We start from the raw sequence: 23,178 nt of genomic DNA on the forward strand, positions 1-23,178 counted from the left end.
GATTAATATCAGCTGCTGAAAGTCACATTAGCGCTTGTCAGCAGAATTAACTAATCTGTATATTTTATTATATACAGATATTCGACCTTTTCCGGTGAGGTCACACAGACAATCGCATAGACATTCATCTGAGTTAAGAAGTTCTACAATATCAGAAGAATATCTTGTTCCTTTATCTTTATTAAGTTCTTCAAGAACATCATAGAAAGTCTTGGATTTGGCGTAATTACGTCCAAGAGTGTCTGTTGCGGCATCTATGCAGTCACTAATAGTAATAATATCAATTACAATACGCATCTGCGATTTGGTATTATCAAAATCCTTAGGATAACCACCTTTGCCATTAGCAAATTTGTGATGACCTCTTGCAATGTCAGCATAGAGTCGTAGTCTGTTATTATTGTATAATATATCATAACCAATATCAGGATGAGTCTTTATAATCTCGAATTCCGTATCAGTGAGTTTTCGTGTCTGTAAATTTATCATAGAACCAATTGCAATCTTACCGGTATCATGGCAAAGAGCAGAATTCTTCATATGATAATATAATTCTTTTTTACGTTTTTTAACATCATCTATACAATTAATCTCAGGAAGTCCAATAAGAAGTTCTGGTCTGTGTATTATTATAGAACGCAGAATCAGATCTGATATGCGACTTACCATAGAGATATGTATGCCGGTTGATATCTGTCTGTTGATGCTGATCTTACTGATTATATCAATCATCTCATCACGAGTATCAATGTGCTTAAGGCAGAGTTTTAACAGTTCATATATAAGAAGATTAACCTGACTTGTCTTATGAGAATGAGGAATAGAACCAACAAATTTGAGCACTTCTCTGCTAAGTTCAAGTCTGAAAAGATGTGCATCTTCCGGGTTATCAAAAGCATATTCGGCATATTCGATAAGCGATGGTACAATACGATGCAAAGTTTCTATGTATATATGATCAGTGAAGTCAGGATCATCAAAAACTATAGTCCTGTCAATATGCTTATAATAATTAAGTAGTATATTGAAGTACATTGATTTTGTGATCTTTCCCTGTGACAGCAGTGTCTTATTATAGGATAAGAATATAGATGCTGTCATAGAGTATATGTTAGTATGATGATTGCAGAATTTACTATATAAGCTTGTCGCAAGTTTTGTAGCATAATCAGTCGTATAATCATCCGATATGACATTATTATAACAAGGTGATAATTTTAACAAAACTGAGCATACAATAGAGGATGACCAGAACTCAAACTCTTCATCGGTAAATAGCTTATGTGTATACTTGGCATATTGTGGATTATAAAAAAAAGCAGAAGCTTCTTCATAATATTTTATCATCGTATAGGCATCAATGTTAGTCTGGCGTGATAAGGCAATCAACCTATTATAATAACTTGCAACAATTCTTATTCTGGCATCATCTGAGAGAAAATCGAATTTGTCAATATAACTTATAGCTTCATTATAATATTCTATAGCACGCTCAGGATGATCAAGCCTTATAAGAATAGACTCAAAATATCCGGAATATGAACAGCTAAGGCATAGAAGATTGTAATTAGTGCTATTATTTTCTATAAGATAATTATGAATAGTACTGCATATATCAAGTGTTACAAGCGAATCCATATATCTGAGTTTAATAAAAGGCTTCATATTAGATAGGAAGCACTCACACAATTCGGGTGTAAGAGAATGTGTTCCGGATATAAATGGACGTATATATCTATTAAGTTCATCCTCGTTAGTAGAGAATAGCTGTCGAAGTTCATTAGACTTATTATATAACAGATCTATCCATTTAGAAGAATCAGGATTTTTTCGAAGTAATTCATTTTCAATAGAATGATTTTTGGAGATATTATTAATATACCGTTTATAAAAATTATTAATATCTTCACAAGTTAAATTATACATAACACACACTCCCCTGCAACAGTATAAATTATAAATAATTTATCTGCAATTTTAGTCATAAATACTCATATCATAAAACTATTATCGTCATGAGAAGGATTAATCAATATATGCCAAAAGTACCAAATAAGCACTCTTTAGTATGATATACAGTGATATATATATATAACTGTAACATAGAATTATCTTGCCCTTTTTCATCAAATAAGATATTATGGTGTATGCTAAAAAATATGAAAATGATAATTACTAAATAATATCAGACAGACATCAGATTAGAGCATACTAAGATGAATTATGTTGTAATTATTAGGAAAGATTAGATTTAATGAGGTGTATTTATGAGTATAGTAGTATCAGGAGCAATTTTTATTGATATTAAAGGATTTCCTAACAGCAAGTATATTCCGGATGGAAGAAATGCAGGTTATGTTGAATATATTCATGGTGGTGTGAGTAGAAATATAGTAGAAGATATAGCGAACCTTGAATTAAGACCAACATTCCTTGGCATTGCTGATGAATCGGCACTTGGCGATGACGTAATCCGTAAGCTTGAGAATCATAAAGTTAATACCAGATATATGAGAAGAATTCCTAACGGAATGGGAACATGGCTTGCTGTGTTTGACGAAAAAGGAGATCTTGCAGGCTCAATATCACAAAGACCGAATCTTATGCCTATTCTTGATGTGCTTGAAAAACATGGTGATGAGATATTTAAGGATGCAGACTCTGTTGTACTTGAAATAGATATGGATAAAGAGATTGTAAAGAAGTTCATACAGTTATGTGAGAAACATAATACAAAACTTTATGGTGCAGTCAGCAATATGGCAATAGCAATAGAGAGAAGAGATTTTTTACAGAAATTTGACTGTTTTATATGCAATCAATTAGAAGCAGGAATGTTCTTCTCAGATGATTTTGCAGATAAGACACCAGAAGAATTATGCGAGATAATATCTAAGAAAGTTATAAGTGGCAAGATTCCGTCAATGATTGTAACAATGGGTGAAAAAGGTGCAGTATATGCAGATATGAATGGTGACAAAGGCTGTGCTCCGGCTAAAAAAGTATTTGTAAAAGACACAACAGGAGCAGGCGATGCATTCTGTGCCGGTGTAGTAAGTGGACTTACTTATGGTAAGTCATTAAAAGAAGCGATAGAGATAGGAACAAGATTGTCATCATCAGTGATTATATCATCAGAGAATGTATGCCCACGATTTCTTCCTGAAGAACTAGGAATTGAACTTTAAGCTAAAATATATTTGATGTAAGTAAGAATTAGGAATTGAACTTTAAGTTAAAAGATATTTGATGTAAGTAAGAACTAGAAATTGAACTTTAAGCAAAAAGATATTTGGTGTAAGCAGGTTGTTTAATAAGAGAATAGACAATGCGTTTCAGATATAGGACTTACGTTAATAAAAAAAATCATCAGTAAGCATTAAAATTATTAACAAATTTGCAGTGTTATGTTATTATAATAAAGCAAATGAAAAAAAGGAATTTATTCGGAGGAAAAAACACAATGAGAGTTGGAATTTTAGGTTATGGTAACCTTGGACGTGGCATTGAATGTGCCATCAGACAGAATGCAGATATGGAACTTACAGCAGTATTCACAAGAAGAGATCCTAAGACAGTTAAGATATTAACAGAAGGTGTTAATGTATATTCAGTTAATGATATTATTGAACACAAAGATGAGGTAGATGTTCTTGTATTATGTGGTGGAAGTGCAACAGACCTTCCAAAGCAGACACCAGAATATGCTAAATATTTTAATGTAATTGACAGCTTTGATACACATGCAAGAATTCCAGAACATTTTGCTAATGTAGATAAATCAGCTAAAGAAAGTGGACATGTGGCCCTTATATCATGTGGATGGGACCCGGGAATGTTCTCACTTAACAGATTATATGCTAATGCTATCTTACCAGAAGGTAATGATTATACATTTTGGGGTAAAGGTGTAAGCCAGGGACATTCAGATGCAATTAGAAGAGTACCTGGAGTAAAAGATGGCAAGCAGTATACAATTCCTGTTGAAAGTGCTCTTGAAGCTGTAAGAAATGGTGAGAATCCAGAACTTACAACAAGACAGAAGCATATAAGAGAATGTTTTGTTGTACCGGAAGAAGGAGCAGATCTTAAGCAGATTGAAGAGACAATCAAGAATATGCCTAATTACTTCTCAGATTATGATACAACAGTTCATTTCATAACAGAAGAAGAATTAAAAGCTAATCACAGTGGAATTCCACATGGTGGATTTGTATTCCGTACAGGTGTTACAGGCTTCAATAAAGAGAATAAGCATGTAATTGAATATAGTTTAAAACTTGATTCTAATCCTGAATTCACATCATCTGTAATTCTTGCATTCGCAAGAGCAATTAACAGATTGCATGCAGAAGGTGTAAGTGGATGTAAGACAGTATTTGATATTGCACCAGCATATCTTACACCATTATCAGCAGAAGAGATCAGAGCACATTTATTATAATAAGCGATTAAAATTAGTATAGCATAATGCTATAGGATAGAGAAAACATATAGAATAATGTAATGAATTGCCTTATAAAATAAAGTGCATACACACTATAGGATAGAGAAAATATAAAGACTATTGCCATAAATTAAGTGAAAGCAATAGTCTTTTTTTTGTGTTCACAAAAAATTCACAAAAATTATTAGCACTCACTCTTGACGAGTGCTAATATAAGTGCTATATTACAACTAGAACAAAGGAAACGAATTAGATAAATCAAAAAGAATAACGTGACCGGTTCTGGGTAACAATGATAATAATGATTCCTAAGTGTGATAAGCACTTAGTATAGATGGAAAGGAAGAATGACTTATGTTAATGCCTAGTATTTTTGGAGAAAATATTTTTGATGATTTTATGGAGCCTTTTGGAAGTTACAGAAGCAATGGTTCATTAATGAAGACAGATGTTGAAGAGACCGATAGTAACTATATAATTACAATGGATGTTCCTGGTGTTAAAAAAGAAGATATACATGCAGAACTCAAAGATGGATATCTGACAGTTAATGCAACAACAGATACATCTAAGGAAGAAAAAGATGAAAAAGGCAGTTATATCAGACGTGAGAGATATGCCGGCAGTGTAAGCAGAAGCTTCTATGTTGGTGAAGCTATCACAGAAGAAGATATAAAAGCTAAGTTTGAGAATGGAATATTAAGACTTACATTACCTAAGAAAGAGCTTAATAAGATTCCAGAGACTAAGAGATATATTGCAATCGAAGGCTAATATTATTGCAATTGAAGGCTAATATTAAAATTAATGGCGATAGAAGTTAATATTTCCAACAATTATATATAGCAGTAAAAAGCATATATTTTGGTAGATTAATCAACAGCATTTGACAAACAGCCAGAACTTACGTGTGATATCGTAAGAAATTGTAAGAATATATTAATACTAAAAAATATATATTCGTGTTATACTCTTTTAGTACAGTGTATTAAGTAATAAAAAATAATTGCAACACTGTATCGGTGTGTGATATGAATAAGAGATGCAAAGGCATATCGTGAGGCACGCGGTATGCCTTTTTGGCGTTTAGATAATATAAGGTGATAAGAGGATAGATAAGAGTTTCATAAACATCTTTTGCAAAGATACCTTGATTACCTAAAAAATAATATATAATGGGGAGATACAGATGAGAGATATAAAAGACAAGGTTGTCAAAGCTAAGAAAAAAGTAGATATGAAAAAAGTACTTTTAGATGGAATATTTTTTGCATTAGTATTTATTCTTACGATATATGGAATATTTCATGGCGAAGATATGTCGGAAGTTGGCGATGTAATAAAAGAATGTAATATAATGTGGCTTATTCCGGCTGTAATATGTGTATTTGCTTTTATCAGTGGTGAGTCAATTATATTATGGTATCTTTTTAGAAGTTTTGGAATAAAGGTAAAAGAGAGAATATGTCTGTTGTTTTCATCAGTAGGTTTTTTCTTTAGCTGTGTGACACCTTCAGCAAGTGGTGGACAGCCTATGCAGATGGTATTTATGAAGAAGAAAAAGATTCCAATGGCTATTGCAACAGTGGTTCTTATGCTTGTAACAATATTGTACAAACTTGTTCTTGTGCTTACAGGAATTGCACTTATGATCTTTGCAGGTGATTTCCTTGACAGATACGTTGGAAGATATATGTGGATATTTTATCTTGGAATTGTACTTAATGTAGGATGTGTGGCACTTATGTTGTTGGTAACATTTCATCAGACATTTGCAGGTAATCTTGTGACAGGGATATTTAAGCTTTTAGAGAAGATGCATATACTAAAACATAACGAAAAAAGAAATGAACGAATTGCACGTTACATAAGCCAGTATAATGGAGCAGCAGCATATATAAAAGAACATATTGGTATAACAATTCATATGTTTATAATTACTATATTACAGAGATTTGCGATGTTTATGGTAACATATTTTGTATATAGGGCGTTTGAGTTAAGCGGAACTGATGCATTGACGATTGTGATGTTGCAGGCTGTAATATCTATATGTGTAGATATGCTTCCACTTCCTGGTGGAATGGGAATAAGCGAAATTTTATTCAAAGGTTTTTATGCAGTAATATTTGGAGCAAAACTTATTCCAGGACTTGTATTAAGCAGAGGACTTGGATATTACAGTGAACTTATAATGTCTGCAATATTAACTATAGTAGCAATGTTTGTCATTAAAGAAGAATAGTAAAAAGTGAAGAACACAGAACCAGGAATATAGAAACAGAAGAAAGTGAAGAACACAGAACTAGGAATACAGAAACAGAAAAAAATGAAGAATATAGAAACAGAAATACAGAAAAAGTGAAGAATATAGAAAAGAAACAGTGAGAATACAGAAACAGAAACAGTGAAGAATACAGAAATAGAAAAAAGCGTATCAGACAGGGCAGAGTCTAATACGCTTTTTGTTTTTATTCTATTTTTTAAAATAATATGTGCTTTTATACTTAAAAAATATCTTTAACATATATAGAGTATGATTGGCGATTCACACTCTATTATATAGCTTATGCGTAGTGTGATAATATGATACTGATAACTATCATACAGTGCCATATATAAGTATGTGGTGTTTGATATATGACAACTGTATGAATTGGGTATGTGTGTTGTATGGTCACTTTATAATACCCTGTAGTTATATATATAAGCTATATATGGTGAACAAATTCGTACATACCAGAATATGGCAGTAACGCAAATTATTTTGTTGTAACTCGTATATTAGTGATAGAAGCATTATTGCTATTCCACCACATATACAGATTGATGTTACCAATGTTTTTGTATTTAGATAAATCAATTGTTACAGTTTTTTCATTAGTATAGGAATAATCAGCACTTCCAAGCCAGCTTCCGTCAGTACCTGAAAGGTGGGCAGCACCATTTCCAGTTGACTTTGAAGTAAGGTCGAAAGTTATTGCTGTTATTGTCTTTCCGGCTACCGGTGACAGATCAAGTGTTGAACCATTCATTGTAACAACAGTTTCTGAGGCGGAAGCAGAGTTTGAAGATGAAGAACTGCTTGAGTTACTGCTGTTTGAACTATTTGAATTATTTGAACTTCCAGATGATGGCGCATCGCAAGTTTCAAATATCCATAACTGATTAGACTGAGCACCGTAAGAATACTGCTGAACGTTAGTACCGTCAGTTTTACCATATCCTGCACAGTCAAGACCTTTTGAGTCACCTGTAACTTTAGTTAGAATACCATATTGGTTATTAGTCTTACTTGTTGCAATCTTGAATAACTGAGGATCAAGATTGTTGGCACTCCAAAGTCCGATATTAGTTCCGTTATCTTTTTTGCCATTAGTAAGATCAAGCATGTATCCTGTTCCATTCTTAAGAGTAACATATCCGTCACCTTTGTTCTCAAGATACCATCTCTGACCAGTTGCACCAGTACCTTTGCTTATCTCAACATTAGCACCGTCAGAACCAGTTGTTCCACCAGCAACCTGAAGATATTTCTGTGCATTAACATTCTTGATATAATACCATCCGTCAGATAATGAAGCAGCAGTTACTGAAGATGAAGAACTTGAACTGTCTGAGCCTGAATTACCTGAGTTGGAAGAATTGTTATCTGAACTTGAACTGCCTGAATTAGAAGAATTATTTCCGGAAGAACTTTCAGAATAACTTGTTTTTTCAAATATCCATAACTGATTAGACTGACTACCATAAGAATACTGCTGAACGTTAGTACCGTCAGTCTTACCATATCCTGCACAGTCAAGACCTTTTGAGTCACCTGTAACTTTAGTCAGAATACCATATTGATCATTAGTTGAAGATTTGGCAATCTTAAATAACTGAGGATCGAGATTGTTGGCACTCCAAAGCTCGATATTAGTTCCATTATCTTTTTTGCCATTAGTAAGATCAAGCATGTATCCTGTTGCATTCTTAAGAGTAACATATCCGTTACCTTTGTTCTCAAGATACCATTTCTGACCGGCTGCACCTGTACCAGTGCTTATCTCAACATTAGCACCGTCAGAACCTTTGCCACCAGCAACCTGAAGATATTTCTGTGCATTAACATTCTTAATATAATACCATCCGTCAGATAATGAGGCAGCAGTTACTGAAGATGAAGAATCTGAACTGCTTCCTGAATCAGGAACTGTATTTGTAGTATGGCTGCCTACTGTATATACTTTTGGCTGTGAAGGAAGGGCATATCCTGTACCAAGATAGTAATCTGTATAAGCACCCTGATTATAACCTACATTCTGTGCAGCAACCTGACAACGGTATTGTGTATTGTGCATTAATGTATAGATTCTGTATGATGTAACGTCTGTTGTACTATAGATACGAAGAGCATTGCCATCTGTTGTTGGCCAGATGATCTCTTCTCTCCAGTCACCTAAGATATCAGCAGTAAGACAAGTGTTGGCTTTAGTTGTATTGTTGGATGTAACTCCTTCACCTGTGAGAATTCTTCCGTTGGTATAATCATCAACATAAGTTCTGTCAAGTGCTTCCTGTTCAAGATCTGCATCCCAGTATATAGCATAATTCATACCCCACTTAGTGATGTCAGACCATTTGCCGACTTTGTTACCTTTTGCATCATATAGAACTGAATCTGCGTATGAAGCCATCTCAGCTGTTGAATTACCAGGGATAAAGTTACCGGCGATACAGCGTCCTGTATCGGTAGAAGCTTTTACTCTGAATAATATCTTACCTGTCTTGGCATCCCATTCTGCAGAACCATAAGTCTCTTCAAAACAACCCCATACTTCAAGGCCGTCTCTTGTAGGATCAAAATCACTTACATGAATAGCATCACCATGTTTGAGTCCTGTTGAATATAGACCTTTTCCGTTGTGGTCGATTGTACATGCACCATATACAATCTCATCGTATCCATCACCGTCAACATCAGCAGTAGCAAGATTATGGAATCCCTGACCTTTGTAAGCTGAGTTGCCTGATGAATTGCTGTCAAATGTCCAGCGTTTGCTTAATTTTTTGTTTTTTACATCGTAAGCTACAAGGACGGATCTTGTATAATAGCCACGACACATAACAACACTAGGTGTCTTGCCATCAAGGTAAGCTACAGTTGCAAGGAAACGGTCAACTCTGTTGCCATAGCTGTCGCCCCATGAAGATACTTTACCTCTTCCTGGCTCATAGTCGATAGTATCAAGGGCAGCACCTGTTTTACCATCGAATAATGTAAGGTACTCAGGACCGGATAAGATATATCCGTTTGAGTTACGGTAATCCTTTGATTTGTCACCGATATATTTGCCTTTGCCGTCTTTTGTTCCATCGGCAGTCTTGCATACCATCTCGGCATAACCGTCACCATCAAAGTCATATACCATGAATTGTGTATAGTGAGCACCGGCTCTTATATTAACACCAAGATCAATTCTCCAGAGCATAGTTCCGTCTAACTTGTAGGCGTCAAGATAGACATTACCTGTATACCCTTTTTGTGAATTGTCTTTAGAATTAGATGGATCCCATTTTACGATAATCTCGTATTCACCATCACCATCAAGGTCAGCGACACTACAGTCATTAGGTGAGTAAGTGTAAGTCTCACCTGACTTAGTTTTGCCTGAAGCAGGTTTTTGTAATTTGACATCCTTATACTGGTTGCCCCATACAGATACTGCATCAGACTGTTCACTTTCTTTGCCATTAACTACAGTTCTTATGTAGTAACTTGAAGAAGTGCTTCCTGATTTGTCAAGGAAGTTTGTGCTGTCTGTGATTACACTGCTGTTGATTTTCTTGCCATCACGATATACGTTAAATCCTATGTTAGTAGGATCTGTGCCAAGATATCTCCAGCCGACATACACGCCATCTGTAGTCTTCATGGCAATAAGACCACGATCGAGATATTCAACCTGCCTTGAACCAGAGGCAGCTTCAACTGTGCTTTGGTTAGTCTTTTTGTCATAGACATACAGAGAAGTTGTGGCAACTGCAACTGCAAGGAGTGCAGCACCCGCTTTCTTTAGAAAGCTGAGCTTCTTTACGTTTTTTTTCATAAAACCTCCTTATGAAATATAAAATTAAAAAATCCGAAATAGTTAATTGTATGAATGATCAATGGGGATTTTGTTGAAAATGTACAATTAATAGGGCGCAATTTTGGACTTTTTTATATTATATAAAACGTAGTACTATTTTACTATAAGGCGAAAGTACCAATAGAACTAGTACGATAGACTTATTTTTGAAAAATATGTCAAAAAACTGTTTAAAAATATTTAGTTTCTACTGAAATTTTCAGAATAAATACGCAAAAACGGGAAACTAATAAAAAGTTTCCAAACGAAGAAAATAGGATTTTCAAGCTAAAATCAGGAACTAGGTATGCGAAAATTCAAATATAGACAACTTTTTGTTTTGAGTGTGGACATAAAAAATATAATATGTTACACTTGTTAAGTCGGACGGTGCATTGGATGCACCCTGCAAGGTGTTTTGGATTATTAATGTAAGTAATGGGATTAAAACCATATGATAGATGTGCATTTGCAATGTAGAATATACTATAAGTTACATATTGTAATCTGAGATTCCCGGATGGACAGAGATAATTGGCCAGATAAGACATTAATCTTATCTGGTTTTTTTATTAATAATAGGAGGATATGAAAATGAATGTAAAGAAACAGTTTATGAAGTATGTGTCGCTTAATATCCTTGGAATGATAGGATTGTCGTGCTATATACTTGCAGATTCATACTTTATATCAAAAGCACAGGGAGCTAATGGACTTACTGCACTTAATCTTGTACTTCCTTTGTATAATCTGATATTTGCAATAGGTGCAATGATTGGTGTTGGTTCAGCAATAAGATATTCTGTCGGCAAATCAAAAGGTGATGCAGACAGTGAGAGATATGTATGGAATGCAATTGTATGGAATGGAATTATTGGAGTTATATTTATCTTAATTGGATTATTTTTAGCAGAGCCACTCTTAAGAATGCTTGGAGCAGATGATGAGATAGTAAAAGTCGGAGTACCTTATACAAGAATATTTATGATGTTTGCACCAATGTTTATGTGGAATCTTACTGCTAATGCGTATGTAAGAAATGATAATGCACCACATATTGCCATGATAGCTACACTGTCAAGCAGTCTTTTTAATATAGTATTTGATTATGTGCTTATGTTCCCGCTTGGATTGGGAATGAGAGGTGCAGCGTTAGCAACAGCCTTATCACCGGTAATAGGAATTGCAATATGTATGACACATCTTTTATCTAAGAAAAGCAGTGTTAAAGTAAAAGTATGTATGATATCAGTTAAAAAACTTGTCATGTCATGTCAGGTTGGTGTATCTGCATTCGTTGCGGAGATATCATCAGGTGTTATAACACTTGTATTTAACTATATTATATTAACACTTACAGGTAATGTCGGAGTTGCAGCTTATGGAGTTGTTGCTAATGTTGCACTTGTAGTAGTTGCTGTATTTAACGGAATTGCGCAGGGAAGTCAGCCACTTATCAGCAGTTCGTATGGAAAAGGTGATGAAAAAGATGTAAAGATACTTCGTAATATGTCACTTATAACAGGTTTTGTATGTGCAATAATTCTCTATACATTCTTATATGTATGCACTGACAATGTAGTTGCAATATTTAATGGTGAGAATGATATAATGCTTGCAAAATATGCACATGAAGGTGTGAGAATATATTTTATAGGAATATTTTTCTCCGGACTTAATATAATCGGCAGCAGCTTTTTTAGTGCTGTTGAGAGAGTAAGAGGTGCATTTATAGTATCAATGCTTAGAGGATTTGTCCTTATAATATTAAGTGCTTTTATAATGTCAGCACTTCTTAAGATGACAGGAATATGGATGGCTTACGCAGTGGCAGAAGCTATTACCTGTGTTATAATGTTTGCATTTATGCGTGAAAAAAAGAAAAATTAGAAAACAAAAAATAAAATCCATAAAGCAAAGAAGAAACGAAAAATAGCCATGACTTTTGCTATATTTTAATTAAAAAGACTAATTAAGTAGCATATAAGCATGGCTATTTTTATTGGATTTTTAGTATATTATTTTTTGTTAAAATAGTTATGTATATATTCCATAATCTCGTGGTTATCTTCAGGCATCTGACATCCAACGATAAAAGAGCCTTCGTTGTTAGAACTTCGTATAATGCGGCCTTCAAGAATATTCCTTGTTCCAATGTTAAAATCGTCAACAGTAACAGATACATGCTCACCTTTGCACTCCTTAAATGCTTCATTATGGCATTTAAAAGAGAAGCCGTTGGCACTTATATTACATAATCTTGCGTCATAAGTCTTGTTAGTCTCTTTTATAAGAACTTTACAACTGTTAGAGATATCTATACGAGGATATTTTCTTCTGTTAATAATAGTAGGTTTTGATGCAACATAGATTACAAAACGGTGGGAACTTCTATCATCAGCCTTAATAATATCAGCATTTTCAAAGCAATATAGGACATTACCGGCAGTGATTTGTATATTACAAGCACAAGGCATACGTTTTACCGGAAGATCTTTTTCAAAAGATATAAGCAGATGATCATTCTCATTAGAGATAATCTCACCATGATATTTATCTTCATCTTTAGCATCTTTTGTAAATGTTACAAAGGCTTTCATTCCACTTACAAGATCTTCAACACCCATGAAACCACCTGTTCCAAGTTCGCTCATAAGTGCTTCAACAACAGTCTCTATGTGATCTATATTAGTAGCAGTTTCAGCATATTTGCTAAGCATAATCTTGGTTGTATCATCAGATGCTTCAATGCATTGAGTCATAGTATCTACAACTTGTGATACCTGTTCCATATTATTAACAAGATGTGAGTTGGAAGTTTCAACTTCTCTTATAGCAGAATCAATGACATCTATATGATTACCAAGAAGTGTTGCATCATCAGTAATGGTGCTTACGCTTTTATTGATATCAGTAATCTTTGAGATTGTAACCTGAATAAGCCTGAGTGTCTCTTCCACAGATGAAGTCATCTTGTCAGAAGTTTCTCCAAGACGAACAAGAGCATTTTTAATCTGACTTGATGAATCTTTAGTATCTGAACTTAATGAACGAATCTCATCAGCTACAACAGCAAAGCCTTTACCGGCTTCACCGGCTCTTGCAGCTTCAATAGAAGCATTTAATGCAAGGAGATTAGTCTGTCCGGATATATTCTCAATTGTTGAAATCTCAGATTTAACCATCTCGAATTCGGATTGAAATTCTTTTAATACATTCTCGACTTCTATTGAGAGTGCTGACATAGTATTAGTAGTAGTTACAACACTTTCAAGTTCGGAATAACTATTTTGGGCATGTTCTCCTGATTCATTAGTGAGTTTAACCATATCAGATATAAGACCTACAACGTTTTGCACTTGTTCATTGATATCTGTTGTCATATCAAGTGAAGAAGAAGTCTTTTCCTGAAGAACCTGATTATTATCATTAAGTTCATTCATCTTGGTAACGACATTAGTGGCACCATCTTTATTCTCGATAGCAAGTTCACGAACAACAGTTACACCATCGACAACAGCATTGCTTGCATTTTTAACCTTAGATACAGTCTTGATAACACGATCAAGATCAGATTTGATGCTGTCTGTCATTGCACCGTCAGATTCATTAAGATGATTAATTGACAATACATAACAGATATAACACAATACAATGCATGAGAATTGAAGCTGATAATTCTTAATATCAGCAGCTGATGTCACGCCATTTAGGCATTTGATTATGATGTTTAATATGATACTCATCGAATTGGTTATTGCACAAAATACCATAAAACGTCTGTTTTTATAGATTACAAGCAGACTTGTTACAGGAAAAATATAAGTAAATGCGATTGGTGAATCTGATGTACATATTACAAAAGTATAGAATATTCCATAACCAATAGCAAGTGTATGCCTGTAATAGTCTGTTGAAGGTGACTTAAGTTTAAGCATAATCTGACCTGCTATAAAAGGCAGCCAACAGAGTATCAGAAATACTATATAAAAATTTGAAGGATACAGACCGTCTTTTACATCTGTTCCATAATTAGCAGTTAACAGCAGTGCGAATATAAGCCATATATTTCTGGCTCTCTTATTGGCTTTAGCTTTAAAAGCTTTGGCATCATAATTCATAAATACTCCTCCTTGTTGTGATTATAATATATGCAATTACAATTAGCCGTCATAATATAAAAAGCGTTGCAATTACTATATAGAAGTTTATTAAAAAGTCTTTAAATATTGTGTCATATTATGTATCTCGCATATACTCTCTGGAATATATGGCTCAAACACGCTGAATGCGTGAGTAAGTTTCTTGTTTTTAGGGTAATCTGTAAGTTTGTGAATAATATTATATTTTGTGAGTGCTTTTTCAAATCGGATGGTATAATTCCTTAGCATGTCATTGTGGCTTGTAACAAGATAGCATGGTGGAAGCGAGCCGGCAATATCTTTGATATCTGGATTGGTATATGGAGCGAAAGAACTGCGTTTATAATGTTTTCCATATAAAAAAGACGGAAGAAACATACCTATCTTGTCATATCTTGTTGTATAGAACATCCCACTTATAAGACCGAGAGCACGGATTTTTAATGATGAAGGACGTACTTTAGCTGCCAAGGCAAGTTTGTCACAGTTTTGCATTGCAACTGTGTATATGGATATACAGGCACCGCCACTGTCAGCTACCAGATATACCTTATCTTTATCACAGTTATATCTGTCTAATAGATTGTCATTAATATAATCCATAGCTCTTGAGAGATCATCATATTGTCCAAATGCATCAACATCAGGAACAAGACGATATTCGACACTGAATACTATAAAACCACATTTGCACAGATTAGCACAATAATAGCTGTTGAATTCTTTGCTGCCAAGAATCATTCCGCCGCCATGGACATTGACAATAACAGGAAGTGCATTATTCTTGTTATTAGCCGGACGATATACATCAATTCTGTGTGCTTTTTCACCATCACCATAAGGAATATCATGTATAATGGAGACATCTTCAGGCAGTTTCATTAACTCGCTTCGTCTTAATGAAGATTCATTGAACTCCTGACGCTGCTTATAAAACATATTTCTTAAAAAATTATCCATATAATAAATACCTCATAAAATAAAATATACAATACAAAATATTAATCGTCACGAGATCACAAAATGTGAACTTAGATAAATCTACATTTAAAAATCTCATAAGGAAGGTTTTCTAAGATTTCGGACAATTGTATGTATCAACGAAAACACGCTTTCGCTAAGTGTCAATCGTAACGGTACTAAGTTTGTTGGAAGTCTTTGCCTTCCAACGCACTAAGTGCCGACGATTTCCCCATTGTTTTCTTTTGATACATACAATTGTCCGAAATCCAATATACGTTTTTTAGAGATTTTTAAATGCAATACTGGCTTACGATATAATATTTTCGCAAATATATATTAGCTTTTGCGAAAGTGTAACTGCGAAACTCAGCGATAACGTAAATCAGATTGGCAGAGTATAAATAGCATCATAAGAAAACAATGTGGTAATCGTCGGCACTTAGTGCGTTTTACACCGTAGGTGTAGAACAAACTTAGTACCGTTACGATGGACACTTAGCGAGAGCGTGTTTTTGTTGATGCTATTTATACTCGGTCAATCTTGAATATCCCCTATTTGAGTTTCGCTTAGATATATTTTCGAAAAAACTTTCAGAAAGATTATCACAATTGTGACAGTGGATGAGTGTAAGAAATATGAGAGTAAAAGATAAAGAGACAGCGGATTAGTGCAGGATGTACATAAAATAGTGCAGAATGTATAGAAAATATGTAAAAAATTATGCAAAGTGACATTATCGAATTGTTTCGAAAAATAAATGTTGCACAAATTGCGAAAAGAAACTAAAATAAAGTTGTTAAACTTTAAATGGCCATGAGAGTTTACATGAAACCTAATTGAATAACACAACAATATGACATATCACAGATAAATATGTCATAACCAGTTAAACGGGAGGAAACCATGAAACTTAAGAATTTACGCAACACGTTCACGACAGTTTTGTTATCAGCAGCTTTTGTTATAAGTAGCGGTTCTTTAGCTACTCCCTTAAATGTAGAGGCTGCGAACCAGTCAGATGTCTATTATGGACTTGCAGATAATATTCAGGATGGAGTTATACTGCATTGTTTTGACTGGACATACCAGCAGATAATTGATGAACTTCCTGATATAGCAGCAGCAGGTTTTACATCTGTACAGACATCACCGGCACAGGCTGCGGTTACAGGATATAGTACATGGTATTATCTATATCAGCCTAATGGTTTTTATATCAATAACTCAGGACTTGGCTCAGAAGAAGATCTAAAACGTCTATGCGATGAAGCAGACAAATATGGAATAAAAGTAATTGTAGACGTTGTAGCAAATCATCTTGCCGGAGATCATTCCAACATAGATGGAGAACTTAAAGGTTCACAATTCTGGCATTGGTATGGTAACAGTATAAACTATTCAGATCGTTATGCTATTACACATGGTAACATAGGAATGCAGGATCTTAACTCAGAACATGGTACAGTTCAGAATAAAGTTAAGAACTACATCGCACAGTTAAAAAATGATGGTGTAGATGGTATTCGTTGGGACGCAGCCAAACATATATCACTTCCATCAGAGAGCTGTTCATTCTGGAGTAATGTAATTGACAGCGATATGTACAATTATGGAGAGATTCTTGATAATCCTGTTGAGAATAACCAGTCGTATGCTAATTCATTAATCAATGAATATACTAACTATATGTCAGTTACAGATAATAAATACAGCAGTACAATTCTTGGTGCAATTAATGGCGGAACAGTATCATCATCAATCGGTTACTGGACACAGAATGCAAGCGTTAGAGATAACAAACTTGTATACTGGGCAGAAAGCCATGACACATATTCTAATAATACTAATGAAGGCGGATGGACTAAGTACATCGACCAGAATAAAATCGATCGTGCTTATGCAGCAGTTGCCAGTCGCAATAATGCAACATCACTCTATTTTTCAAGACCATCACAGACATCTAAGACAGCTATAAAAGTTGGTGAAAAAGGAAGCACACATTATGAGAGCAAAGAAGTAGCAGCAGTTAACCATTTTCATAATGCATGTATAGGAGAAGCCGATTATTATACAACTTATGATAACGTATCAGTGACTACAAGAAAGAGTGGAGCAGTGCTTGTACTTGGAAGTGGTTCTAATAGATGGGTAAGTGTACCAAATGGTGGTCAATATACAACACCTGGAACATATTATGATGAGATAACAGGTAATCAGTTCACAGTTACAAAAGATACAATATCAGGAACTGTTGGAAGCACAGGTATAGCAGTATTCTATAAGACAGATCCCGAGCCTGTAAGCCCTGTAGTAAGAACAGACAGAGAATCATGTACCTTTGCAGACAGTATCGATGTTAATTATACAATAAGCAATGCAGATTCATATACAATCACAGTTAATAATGTAGAGTCAGATAAGACATCATTTATATTTACAGAAGACACAAAAGTAGTAATCAATGCAACTAACAGTGCAGGAACTACAACAAAAGAATACACATATACAAAAGACATATCAGACACATCAGAGAAAAGAATATTATATGTAGATACTAATAACTGTTCATGGTTTAACAACGACAAGGCAGTAGCAGCAGTAAAAACAGATAAAGACAGTGAATATACTAAGATGACACAGACAACAGTTGATGGAAAAACAGTATATATGTTATCTGTTCCATCATCAGCAACAACTGCGACATTTGCAAGAATGTTGCCAAGTGGCAAGCGTTATAACGAGAAGACAGTTACACTAAATAGTAACTACAATTATTATACATCAGATAATAACTGGTCAACACTTACAGCCAGCAAATATGAAAGTTCAGAAGTAGTTAATCCTGTAACAACAATATCGATATATTTTACAAATAATGGTAACTGGAATAATGTATACGCATATACATGGGGCGGAAGCAGCACTAATGAGCAGTGGCCTGGAACTAAGATGACCTATGTATCAACTAACGAATACAGCCAGAAAGTATACAAAATTGACATTCCTTCAGATGTTACCGGAATCATATTCAATAATGGAAGCGGAATACAGACGGTTGACATAACAACAGGTATTGCAGATGGAACAGGATACTATATATTAACATCTGGCAGTAAATGCACAGTAGGAACATACATTTATGAGAAATAGATATCTGATTAATTAAAATTTTAGCCAGGCTTTCTCACCTATTCAGTATTTTTTACATAAATCCGATAACACAGTAAATATTACAAAATCGTAATGTCACAAAAACAGGCTGTATATAACAGACATAAGTGATGTTAGATGGTAGTTGAATATAATTGTGGAAAGGATGTTAAACATATGGAAAAGTACGATGAGTCCTTTTTTAGGGCAAAAGCAAATAGAAAAGCAGGTGGGACCTGGCTTGTATTGGCGATTATTATTACAATCTATTATGGAATAAAGATGACAAAAGGAGAATTTGCAACAGGTTATTTTATAGCGTCAATGTTCGTAGGATGGACAGGTATTGTTGTTACAGCAGTAGTATTAAAAGTACAGGGTTTTGCAAGCAAAAATTATAAATGGGTACTTGGTATAGGATATATGCTATTCTATGCTGTTATCGCATGGACAGCGCTTGATCAGATTTCATATATATTCATCTTGCCATTGTTATCAATACTTATTCTCTATAAAGATCCAAAATATATAAAGGTAATGATGGCAGTTACGTTATTTGTACTTTTCTCAAGTAATACATATAAAGGAATTGTAAAAGACATGATGGACTTTGTTAAAAGCGAAGAATGTGCATTACAGTTTGCGATAGTTGTGTGTTGTTATGCATGTACTAATATGGCGATAAAACATCTTATTGAATCAGATGGTGCACTTACAGGTTCGATAGAAGACAACCTTGCAAGAGTCGTTAAGACTGTAGAACAGGTAAAAGGTGCAAGTAATGCAGTAGTAGATGGTGTTACAGTTGTAAGAGAACTTGCAGATGAGAATAGAGTTGGAGCTAACGATGTAGTAAAAGATATGCAGACTCTTTCAGAGAATAATGGAGTACTTAATGAAAAGACACTTTCATCAATAGATATGACTAAAGTTATAGACACGCAGGTAAGAGAAGTTGCAACACTTATTGAAGAAGTAGTTGAATTAATTGGTGGATCAGTAAAACATGCCAATGTCAGTGCAGAAGAACTCATTGAAGTAGTAGAGACAACTAATAAGATGGCAACACTTTCTAAAGAAGTAGAGCAGATTCTTGAGACATTCAAACAGGAATTTAAACGAGTAAAAGAAGAAACAGGAACAATTGAAGGTATATCTAATCAGACTAATCTTCTTGCACTTAATGCATCAATTGAAGCTGCAAGAGCCGGTGAAGCCGGAAAAGGATTTGCTGTAGTAGCAGACGAGATAAGAGAATTAAGTAGTGGAACCAAGACATCGTCAAGCAGTATCATGGAAGCATTATCACATCTTGAAGCAACATCAGAGAAGATGATGGAATCAATCTCTGAGACAATAGAACTTATTCAGGTTAACATAGACAAAGTATCTAATGTTAATAAGAGTGTTGCAGATATCACTAACGATGCGACAAGTCTTGGAGAGAATATTAAGGTAGTAGACAGTGCAGTTAAGGAAGTTGAGAACTCTAACCAGACACTTACAGACAACATGAATCAGGTTGGAGAAGTCATGGACATTATGACACAGAGCATAGACGGAGCAGAGAAGACAACAAGAACTATGTTAAGCAAGTACGATGCAAGCGTTACAAGTGCAATGGAGATAGAAAAAGTTGTTGGAAAACTCATGGAAGAACTTGGTGTAGGTGGATTCATGGGTGTTCAGGATATAATGAAAGGAATGAAGATAGTTATTGTTCCAAACAGTCCTGTCAATGGCAAAAAAGAAGCTATAGGTGAAGTTGTAGCGAGAGAAGATAAGACAATCTTTGTAACATTAAAAGATGAAAATGCAGTAATAATTGCCAAAAATGATAAACATACAACATGTAAATTACGGATAGTAGTAGATAATGTATTATACAGTTGGGATAATGTTAATATACAGATAAGTAACCAGAGACATAATGAAGCAGGGCAGTATAAACTTTATGTTGATACTAATCCACAGGTATATAACAGAAGAAAATATCCAAGAATGCCATTTGACAACAGATGTACTATAAAAGTAGAAGGTGATGATAGAAAATATCAGGGCCGCATGGTTAATATAAGTGCAAATGGATTCGCATTCTGCGTAAAAGATGATATATTTGAAAATCTTAAAGGCAAAGATGTAACACTTGATATAGAAGAGTTTGAAGTACTTGGAGATAGAGCACTTGAAGGACGTATTATAAGAAGCTCTAATAATGAAGGTGAATATATAGTAGGATGTAGAATGCCTGAAGACAGTAGAGAGATAAAAGAATATGTAAGCAGACACTACAGTGAATAAAGCTTTACATATCCTATAATTTCATATTTGAAAATTGATCATAAGGTCAGACTTAGTGAAAAGCTTAGTCTGACCTTATATTATGTGACATAATACAGTTGAGATTGCAAAGTGTGCAAAATATAAAATATCTGCAATATATATTGAAATTAGGTGTAATATAAGCATGTTTCTTTGATATGATTTTTCTAATATGATTTTTCTAATATAATTTCTGGTATGATTTTTTTAATATGGTTTTTCTAATAAGTTCTTTCTTACATTAACTAAATATTAGAGTAAGGAAATATGTATAAAAATTTGTATTTTTTACATACTACTTATATAGCATAGAATATGGATAGTATTTAAGTTTAGTGTAATATTTTTGCGACTAAAGTTTCTATCTATGTAGCATAAAAAGAAGATACTATGTAAGAAACAGGAGGAAAGTATAGATTATGAAAGCAACCGGAATTGTACGCCGAATAGATGAGCTTGGAAGAATAGTAATTCCAAAAGAAATCCGCCGTATTTTTAGAATAAAAGAAGGCGATTCGCTTGAGATATTCACATCTCATAATGGCGAGATAATACTTAAGAAATATTCACCATTCGAAGAACTTGAAGACTTTGCACAGGCATATTGTGATGCAATCTGGCAAAATACCGGTAACATAGCTATAGTGACAGATAAAGAGAGATATATTGCGTGTAGTGGGAAAAAAGACATAAAAGATAAAAGTATAAGTACCACATTAGAAAAAATAATCGATGAGAGAGGCAGGATGGCAGGTTATAGAGGTGATAGCAGTTTCTTAAATCTTATTGAAGATGATGATATAACAGCAGAAGCAGTAGCACCTATTATCAGTGCAGGAGATGCAGTTGGTGCAGTAATTGTGCTTAATAAAGATAATGGAAAGAAATTTGGCGATGTAGAGAATAAGATGGTACAGATAGCGGCAAGTTTCCTTGGTAAACATCTTGAATAATTATTATTTAAGCCTTTGGTAGAGCAAAAATGAAAAATACAAAGGAAGGTTTTCGTAGTGTAGTGATAATTCGTTTTATCTCTCAAAATCTCTGATTTTCTAAAAATGTAAATTAGAAGTGTGGGTTTGTAAAGTTAGAATTTGAAAATTTGGTATTCTAATTGTATGACTCACACTTTTATGCTATGATAGGGGAAGTAGTATAAATACTGAGCTTTAGATAGAAGTGATTGTGAGAGGTGACAATATGGCAGTATGCTATAAAAAACTATGGAAAATGCTGATTGATAAAGACATGATAAAAAAAGATTTACGGTTACAGACCGGTTTCAGCTCGACAACAATGTCAAAGTTGTCAAAAGATGAAAACGTCAGCATGGATGTAATAGAAAAGATTTGTACGGTGTTAAATTGTGATGTTGGAGACATCATGGAATTTGTTCCTGATAAAAAAGAGGAACATTAAGGAGGTACGGTAGTATGGATCATTCTTATCCTTATATTGCATCTTTGACCAGAGAGCCGTTCCTTTTCTACGAGATGCGTTCTACTGCAAAGCTGATGGCAGAAGGAAATTCAGATGATGCGATTGTAAAAGAAATTGTAGAGCAGAATCTTTTCCAGTACCCAACAGAAAAATCTATCACACGCATGGCGAAAGCCTGCATCAAACGGCTTCATGCACTAGAAGATAATTCTCTGGTTTCTGCGATTGCTTCACAGCCGACGGATGTGGCAAAACAGATTTGTCTGTATGCGTTGATGAAGCAGAGCCGACTGGTCTGGGAATTTATGCTGACCGTCATTGGCGAGAAGTACAGAATAAGGGACACGTCTTTTGGTAAGATAGATTTGAATACATTTTTTATGCGTTTGCAGGAGCAGAATGATACCGTAGCTTCCTGGAGCGATACCACAATAACAAAGTTAAAACAGATCATTGCCAGAGTGCTTGTCGAAACAGAATATCTCGACAATCGGGGGGCAGATCATTTGAATCCAGTATGGCTGCATCCTGTTTTGGAGAATGCCATCAGAAGCAATGGCGATACGGCGATACTGCCAGCGTTTAATTGCTTTTCATAGG

Annotated in this window: 14 protein-coding genes; 10 read left to right on the top strand and 4 right to left on the bottom strand. The window is 34.4% G+C overall.

What is annotated here, in order from left to right; genetic code table 11:
- Positions 1-27 precede the first annotated feature (27 nt).
- Positions 28-1,926: an HD-GYP domain-containing protein gene (locus tag KQI85_RS03100; RefSeq protein WP_216574635.1), complete on the bottom strand. Its 1,899-nt coding sequence runs from the start codon at positions 1,924-1,926 to the stop codon at positions 28-30.
- Between the two features lie 341 nt (positions 1,927-2,267).
- Between KQI85_RS03100 and KQI85_RS03105 the strand changes: the two genes are divergently transcribed.
- The 4 genes from KQI85_RS03105 to KQI85_RS03120 all read left to right on the top strand — a co-directional run bounded on the left by KQI85_RS03105 (position 2,268) and on the right by KQI85_RS03120 (position 6,692).
- The gene (locus KQI85_RS03105) at positions 2,268-3,188 is read left to right on the top strand and encodes a carbohydrate kinase family protein (RefSeq protein WP_216574636.1); all 921 of its coding nucleotides are present in this window, start codon (positions 2,268-2,270) and stop codon (positions 3,186-3,188) included.
- Positions 3,189-3,463: 275 nt separating this feature from the next.
- The gene (locus tag KQI85_RS03110; protein ID WP_216574637.1) at positions 3,464-4,444 is read left to right on the top strand and encodes a diaminopimelate dehydrogenase; all 981 of its coding nucleotides are present in this window, start codon (positions 3,464-3,466) and stop codon (positions 4,442-4,444) included.
- Between the two features lie 357 nt (positions 4,445-4,801).
- The gene (locus KQI85_RS03115; RefSeq protein WP_216574638.1) at positions 4,802-5,221 is read left to right on the top strand and encodes an Hsp20/alpha crystallin family protein; all 420 of its coding nucleotides are present in this window, start codon (positions 4,802-4,804) and stop codon (positions 5,219-5,221) included.
- Positions 5,222-5,636: 415 nt separating this feature from the next.
- Positions 5,637-6,692 (top strand): lysylphosphatidylglycerol synthase transmembrane domain-containing protein, encoded by a 1,056-nt coding sequence (locus KQI85_RS03120; protein WP_216574639.1) that lies wholly within the window; start codon positions 5,637-5,639, stop codon positions 6,690-6,692.
- A 517-nt stretch (positions 6,693-7,209) separates the two neighbouring features.
- Here the strand turns inward: KQI85_RS03120 and KQI85_RS16870 are convergent.
- On the bottom strand, positions 7,210-10,539 hold the full coding sequence (locus KQI85_RS16870; RefSeq protein ID WP_216574640.1) for an RICIN domain-containing protein: 3,330 nt from the start codon (positions 10,537-10,539) through the stop codon (positions 7,210-7,212).
- A 615-nt stretch (positions 10,540-11,154) separates the two neighbouring features.
- Here KQI85_RS16870 and KQI85_RS03130 point away from each other — a divergent pair.
- A complete protein-coding gene (locus KQI85_RS03130) occupies positions 11,155-12,450 on the top strand; it encodes an MATE family efflux transporter (protein WP_216574641.1) in 1,296 nt (431 codons plus the stop codon).
- Between the two features lie 128 nt (positions 12,451-12,578).
- On the opposite strand, the gene KQI85_RS03135 is transcribed toward KQI85_RS03130, so the two are convergent.
- Together KQI85_RS03135 and KQI85_RS03140 are read right to left on the bottom strand one after the other, a co-directional pair.
- Positions 12,579-14,681: a methyl-accepting chemotaxis protein gene (locus KQI85_RS03135; RefSeq protein WP_216574642.1), complete on the bottom strand. Its 2,103-nt coding sequence runs from the start codon at positions 14,679-14,681 to the stop codon at positions 12,579-12,581.
- Positions 14,682-14,771: 90 nt separating this feature from the next.
- Positions 14,772-15,662 carry an alpha/beta hydrolase gene (locus tag KQI85_RS03140; RefSeq protein ID WP_216574643.1) on the bottom strand — a complete coding sequence of 297 codons (891 nt, stop codon included), beginning with the start codon at positions 15,660-15,662 and terminating at the stop codon, positions 14,772-14,774.
- A gap of 907 nt (positions 15,663-16,569) precedes the next feature.
- On the opposite strand from KQI85_RS03140, the gene KQI85_RS03145 reads away from it, so the two are divergent.
- The 5 genes from KQI85_RS03145 to KQI85_RS03165 all read left to right on the top strand — a co-directional run bounded on the left by KQI85_RS03145 (position 16,570) and on the right by KQI85_RS03165 (position 23,177).
- Entirely contained in the window at positions 16,570-18,816 is a 2,247-nt protein-coding gene (locus KQI85_RS03145) for an alpha-amylase family glycosyl hydrolase (RefSeq protein WP_216574644.1), read from the top strand.
- A gap of 177 nt (positions 18,817-18,993) precedes the next feature.
- Entirely contained in the window at positions 18,994-21,117 is a 2,124-nt protein-coding gene (locus tag KQI85_RS03150; RefSeq protein ID WP_216574645.1) for a methyl-accepting chemotaxis protein, read from the top strand.
- Between the two features lie 440 nt (positions 21,118-21,557).
- The gene (locus KQI85_RS03155) at positions 21,558-22,091 is read left to right on the top strand and encodes a stage V sporulation T C-terminal domain-containing protein (RefSeq protein ID WP_216574646.1); all 534 of its coding nucleotides are present in this window, start codon (positions 21,558-21,560) and stop codon (positions 22,089-22,091) included.
- Between the two features lie 247 nt (positions 22,092-22,338).
- Complete coding sequence (locus KQI85_RS03160) at positions 22,339-22,557, top strand: helix-turn-helix transcriptional regulator (RefSeq protein ID WP_216574647.1); 219 nt, start codon at positions 22,339-22,341, stop codon at positions 22,555-22,557.
- A 14-nt stretch (positions 22,558-22,571) separates the two neighbouring features.
- Positions 22,572-23,177 carry a DUF1819 family protein gene (locus tag KQI85_RS03165; protein ID WP_216574648.1) on the top strand — a complete coding sequence of 202 codons (606 nt, stop codon included), beginning with the start codon at positions 22,572-22,574 and terminating at the stop codon, positions 23,175-23,177.
- The last annotated feature ends 1 nt before the right edge of the window (position 23,178 follow it).

The organism is Falcatimonas sp. MSJ-15 (assembly GCF_018918265.1).
GTDB lineage: Bacteria > Bacillota > Clostridia > Lachnospirales > Lachnospiraceae > Falcatimonas.

What these genes read in the sequence shown, in the direction of transcription:
- KQI85_RS03155 (WP_216574646.1), top strand. Translation starts at nt 21,558, where the DNA reads ATGAAAGCAACCGGAATTGTACGCCGAATAGATGAGCTTGGAAGAATA.
- KQI85_RS03145 (WP_216574644.1), top strand. Translation starts at nt 16,570, where the DNA reads ATGAAACTTAAGAATTTACGCAACACGTTCACGACAGTTTTGTTATCA.
- KQI85_RS03100 (WP_216574635.1), bottom strand. Translation starts at nt 1,926, where the DNA reads ATGTATAATTTAACTTGTGAAGATATTAATAATTTTTATAAACGGTAT.
- KQI85_RS03110 (WP_216574637.1), top strand. Translation starts at nt 3,464, where the DNA reads ATGAGAGTTGGAATTTTAGGTTATGGTAACCTTGGACGTGGCATTGAA.
- KQI85_RS03130 (WP_216574641.1), top strand. Translation starts at nt 11,155, where the DNA reads ATGAATGTAAAGAAACAGTTTATGAAGTATGTGTCGCTTAATATCCTT.
- KQI85_RS03105 (WP_216574636.1), top strand. Translation starts at nt 2,268, where the DNA reads ATGAGTATAGTAGTATCAGGAGCAATTTTTATTGATATTAAAGGATTT.
- KQI85_RS03165 (WP_216574648.1), top strand. Translation starts at nt 22,572, where the DNA reads ATGGATCATTCTTATCCTTATATTGCATCTTTGACCAGAGAGCCGTTC.
- KQI85_RS03115 (WP_216574638.1), top strand. Translation starts at nt 4,802, where the DNA reads ATGTTAATGCCTAGTATTTTTGGAGAAAATATTTTTGATGATTTTATG.
- KQI85_RS03135 (WP_216574642.1), bottom strand. Translation starts at nt 14,681, where the DNA reads ATGAATTATGATGCCAAAGCTTTTAAAGCTAAAGCCAATAAGAGAGCC.
- KQI85_RS16870 (WP_216574640.1), bottom strand. Translation starts at nt 10,539, where the DNA reads ATGAAAAAAAACGTAAAGAAGCTCAGCTTTCTAAAGAAAGCGGGTGCT.
- KQI85_RS03160 (WP_216574647.1), top strand. Translation starts at nt 22,339, where the DNA reads ATGGCAGTATGCTATAAAAAACTATGGAAAATGCTGATTGATAAAGAC.
- KQI85_RS03120 (WP_216574639.1), top strand. Translation starts at nt 5,637, where the DNA reads ATGAGAGATATAAAAGACAAGGTTGTCAAAGCTAAGAAAAAAGTAGAT.
- KQI85_RS03140 (WP_216574643.1), bottom strand. Translation starts at nt 15,662, where the DNA reads ATGGATAATTTTTTAAGAAATATGTTTTATAAGCAGCGTCAGGAGTTC.
- KQI85_RS03150 (WP_216574645.1), top strand. Translation starts at nt 18,994, where the DNA reads ATGGAAAAGTACGATGAGTCCTTTTTTAGGGCAAAAGCAAATAGAAAA.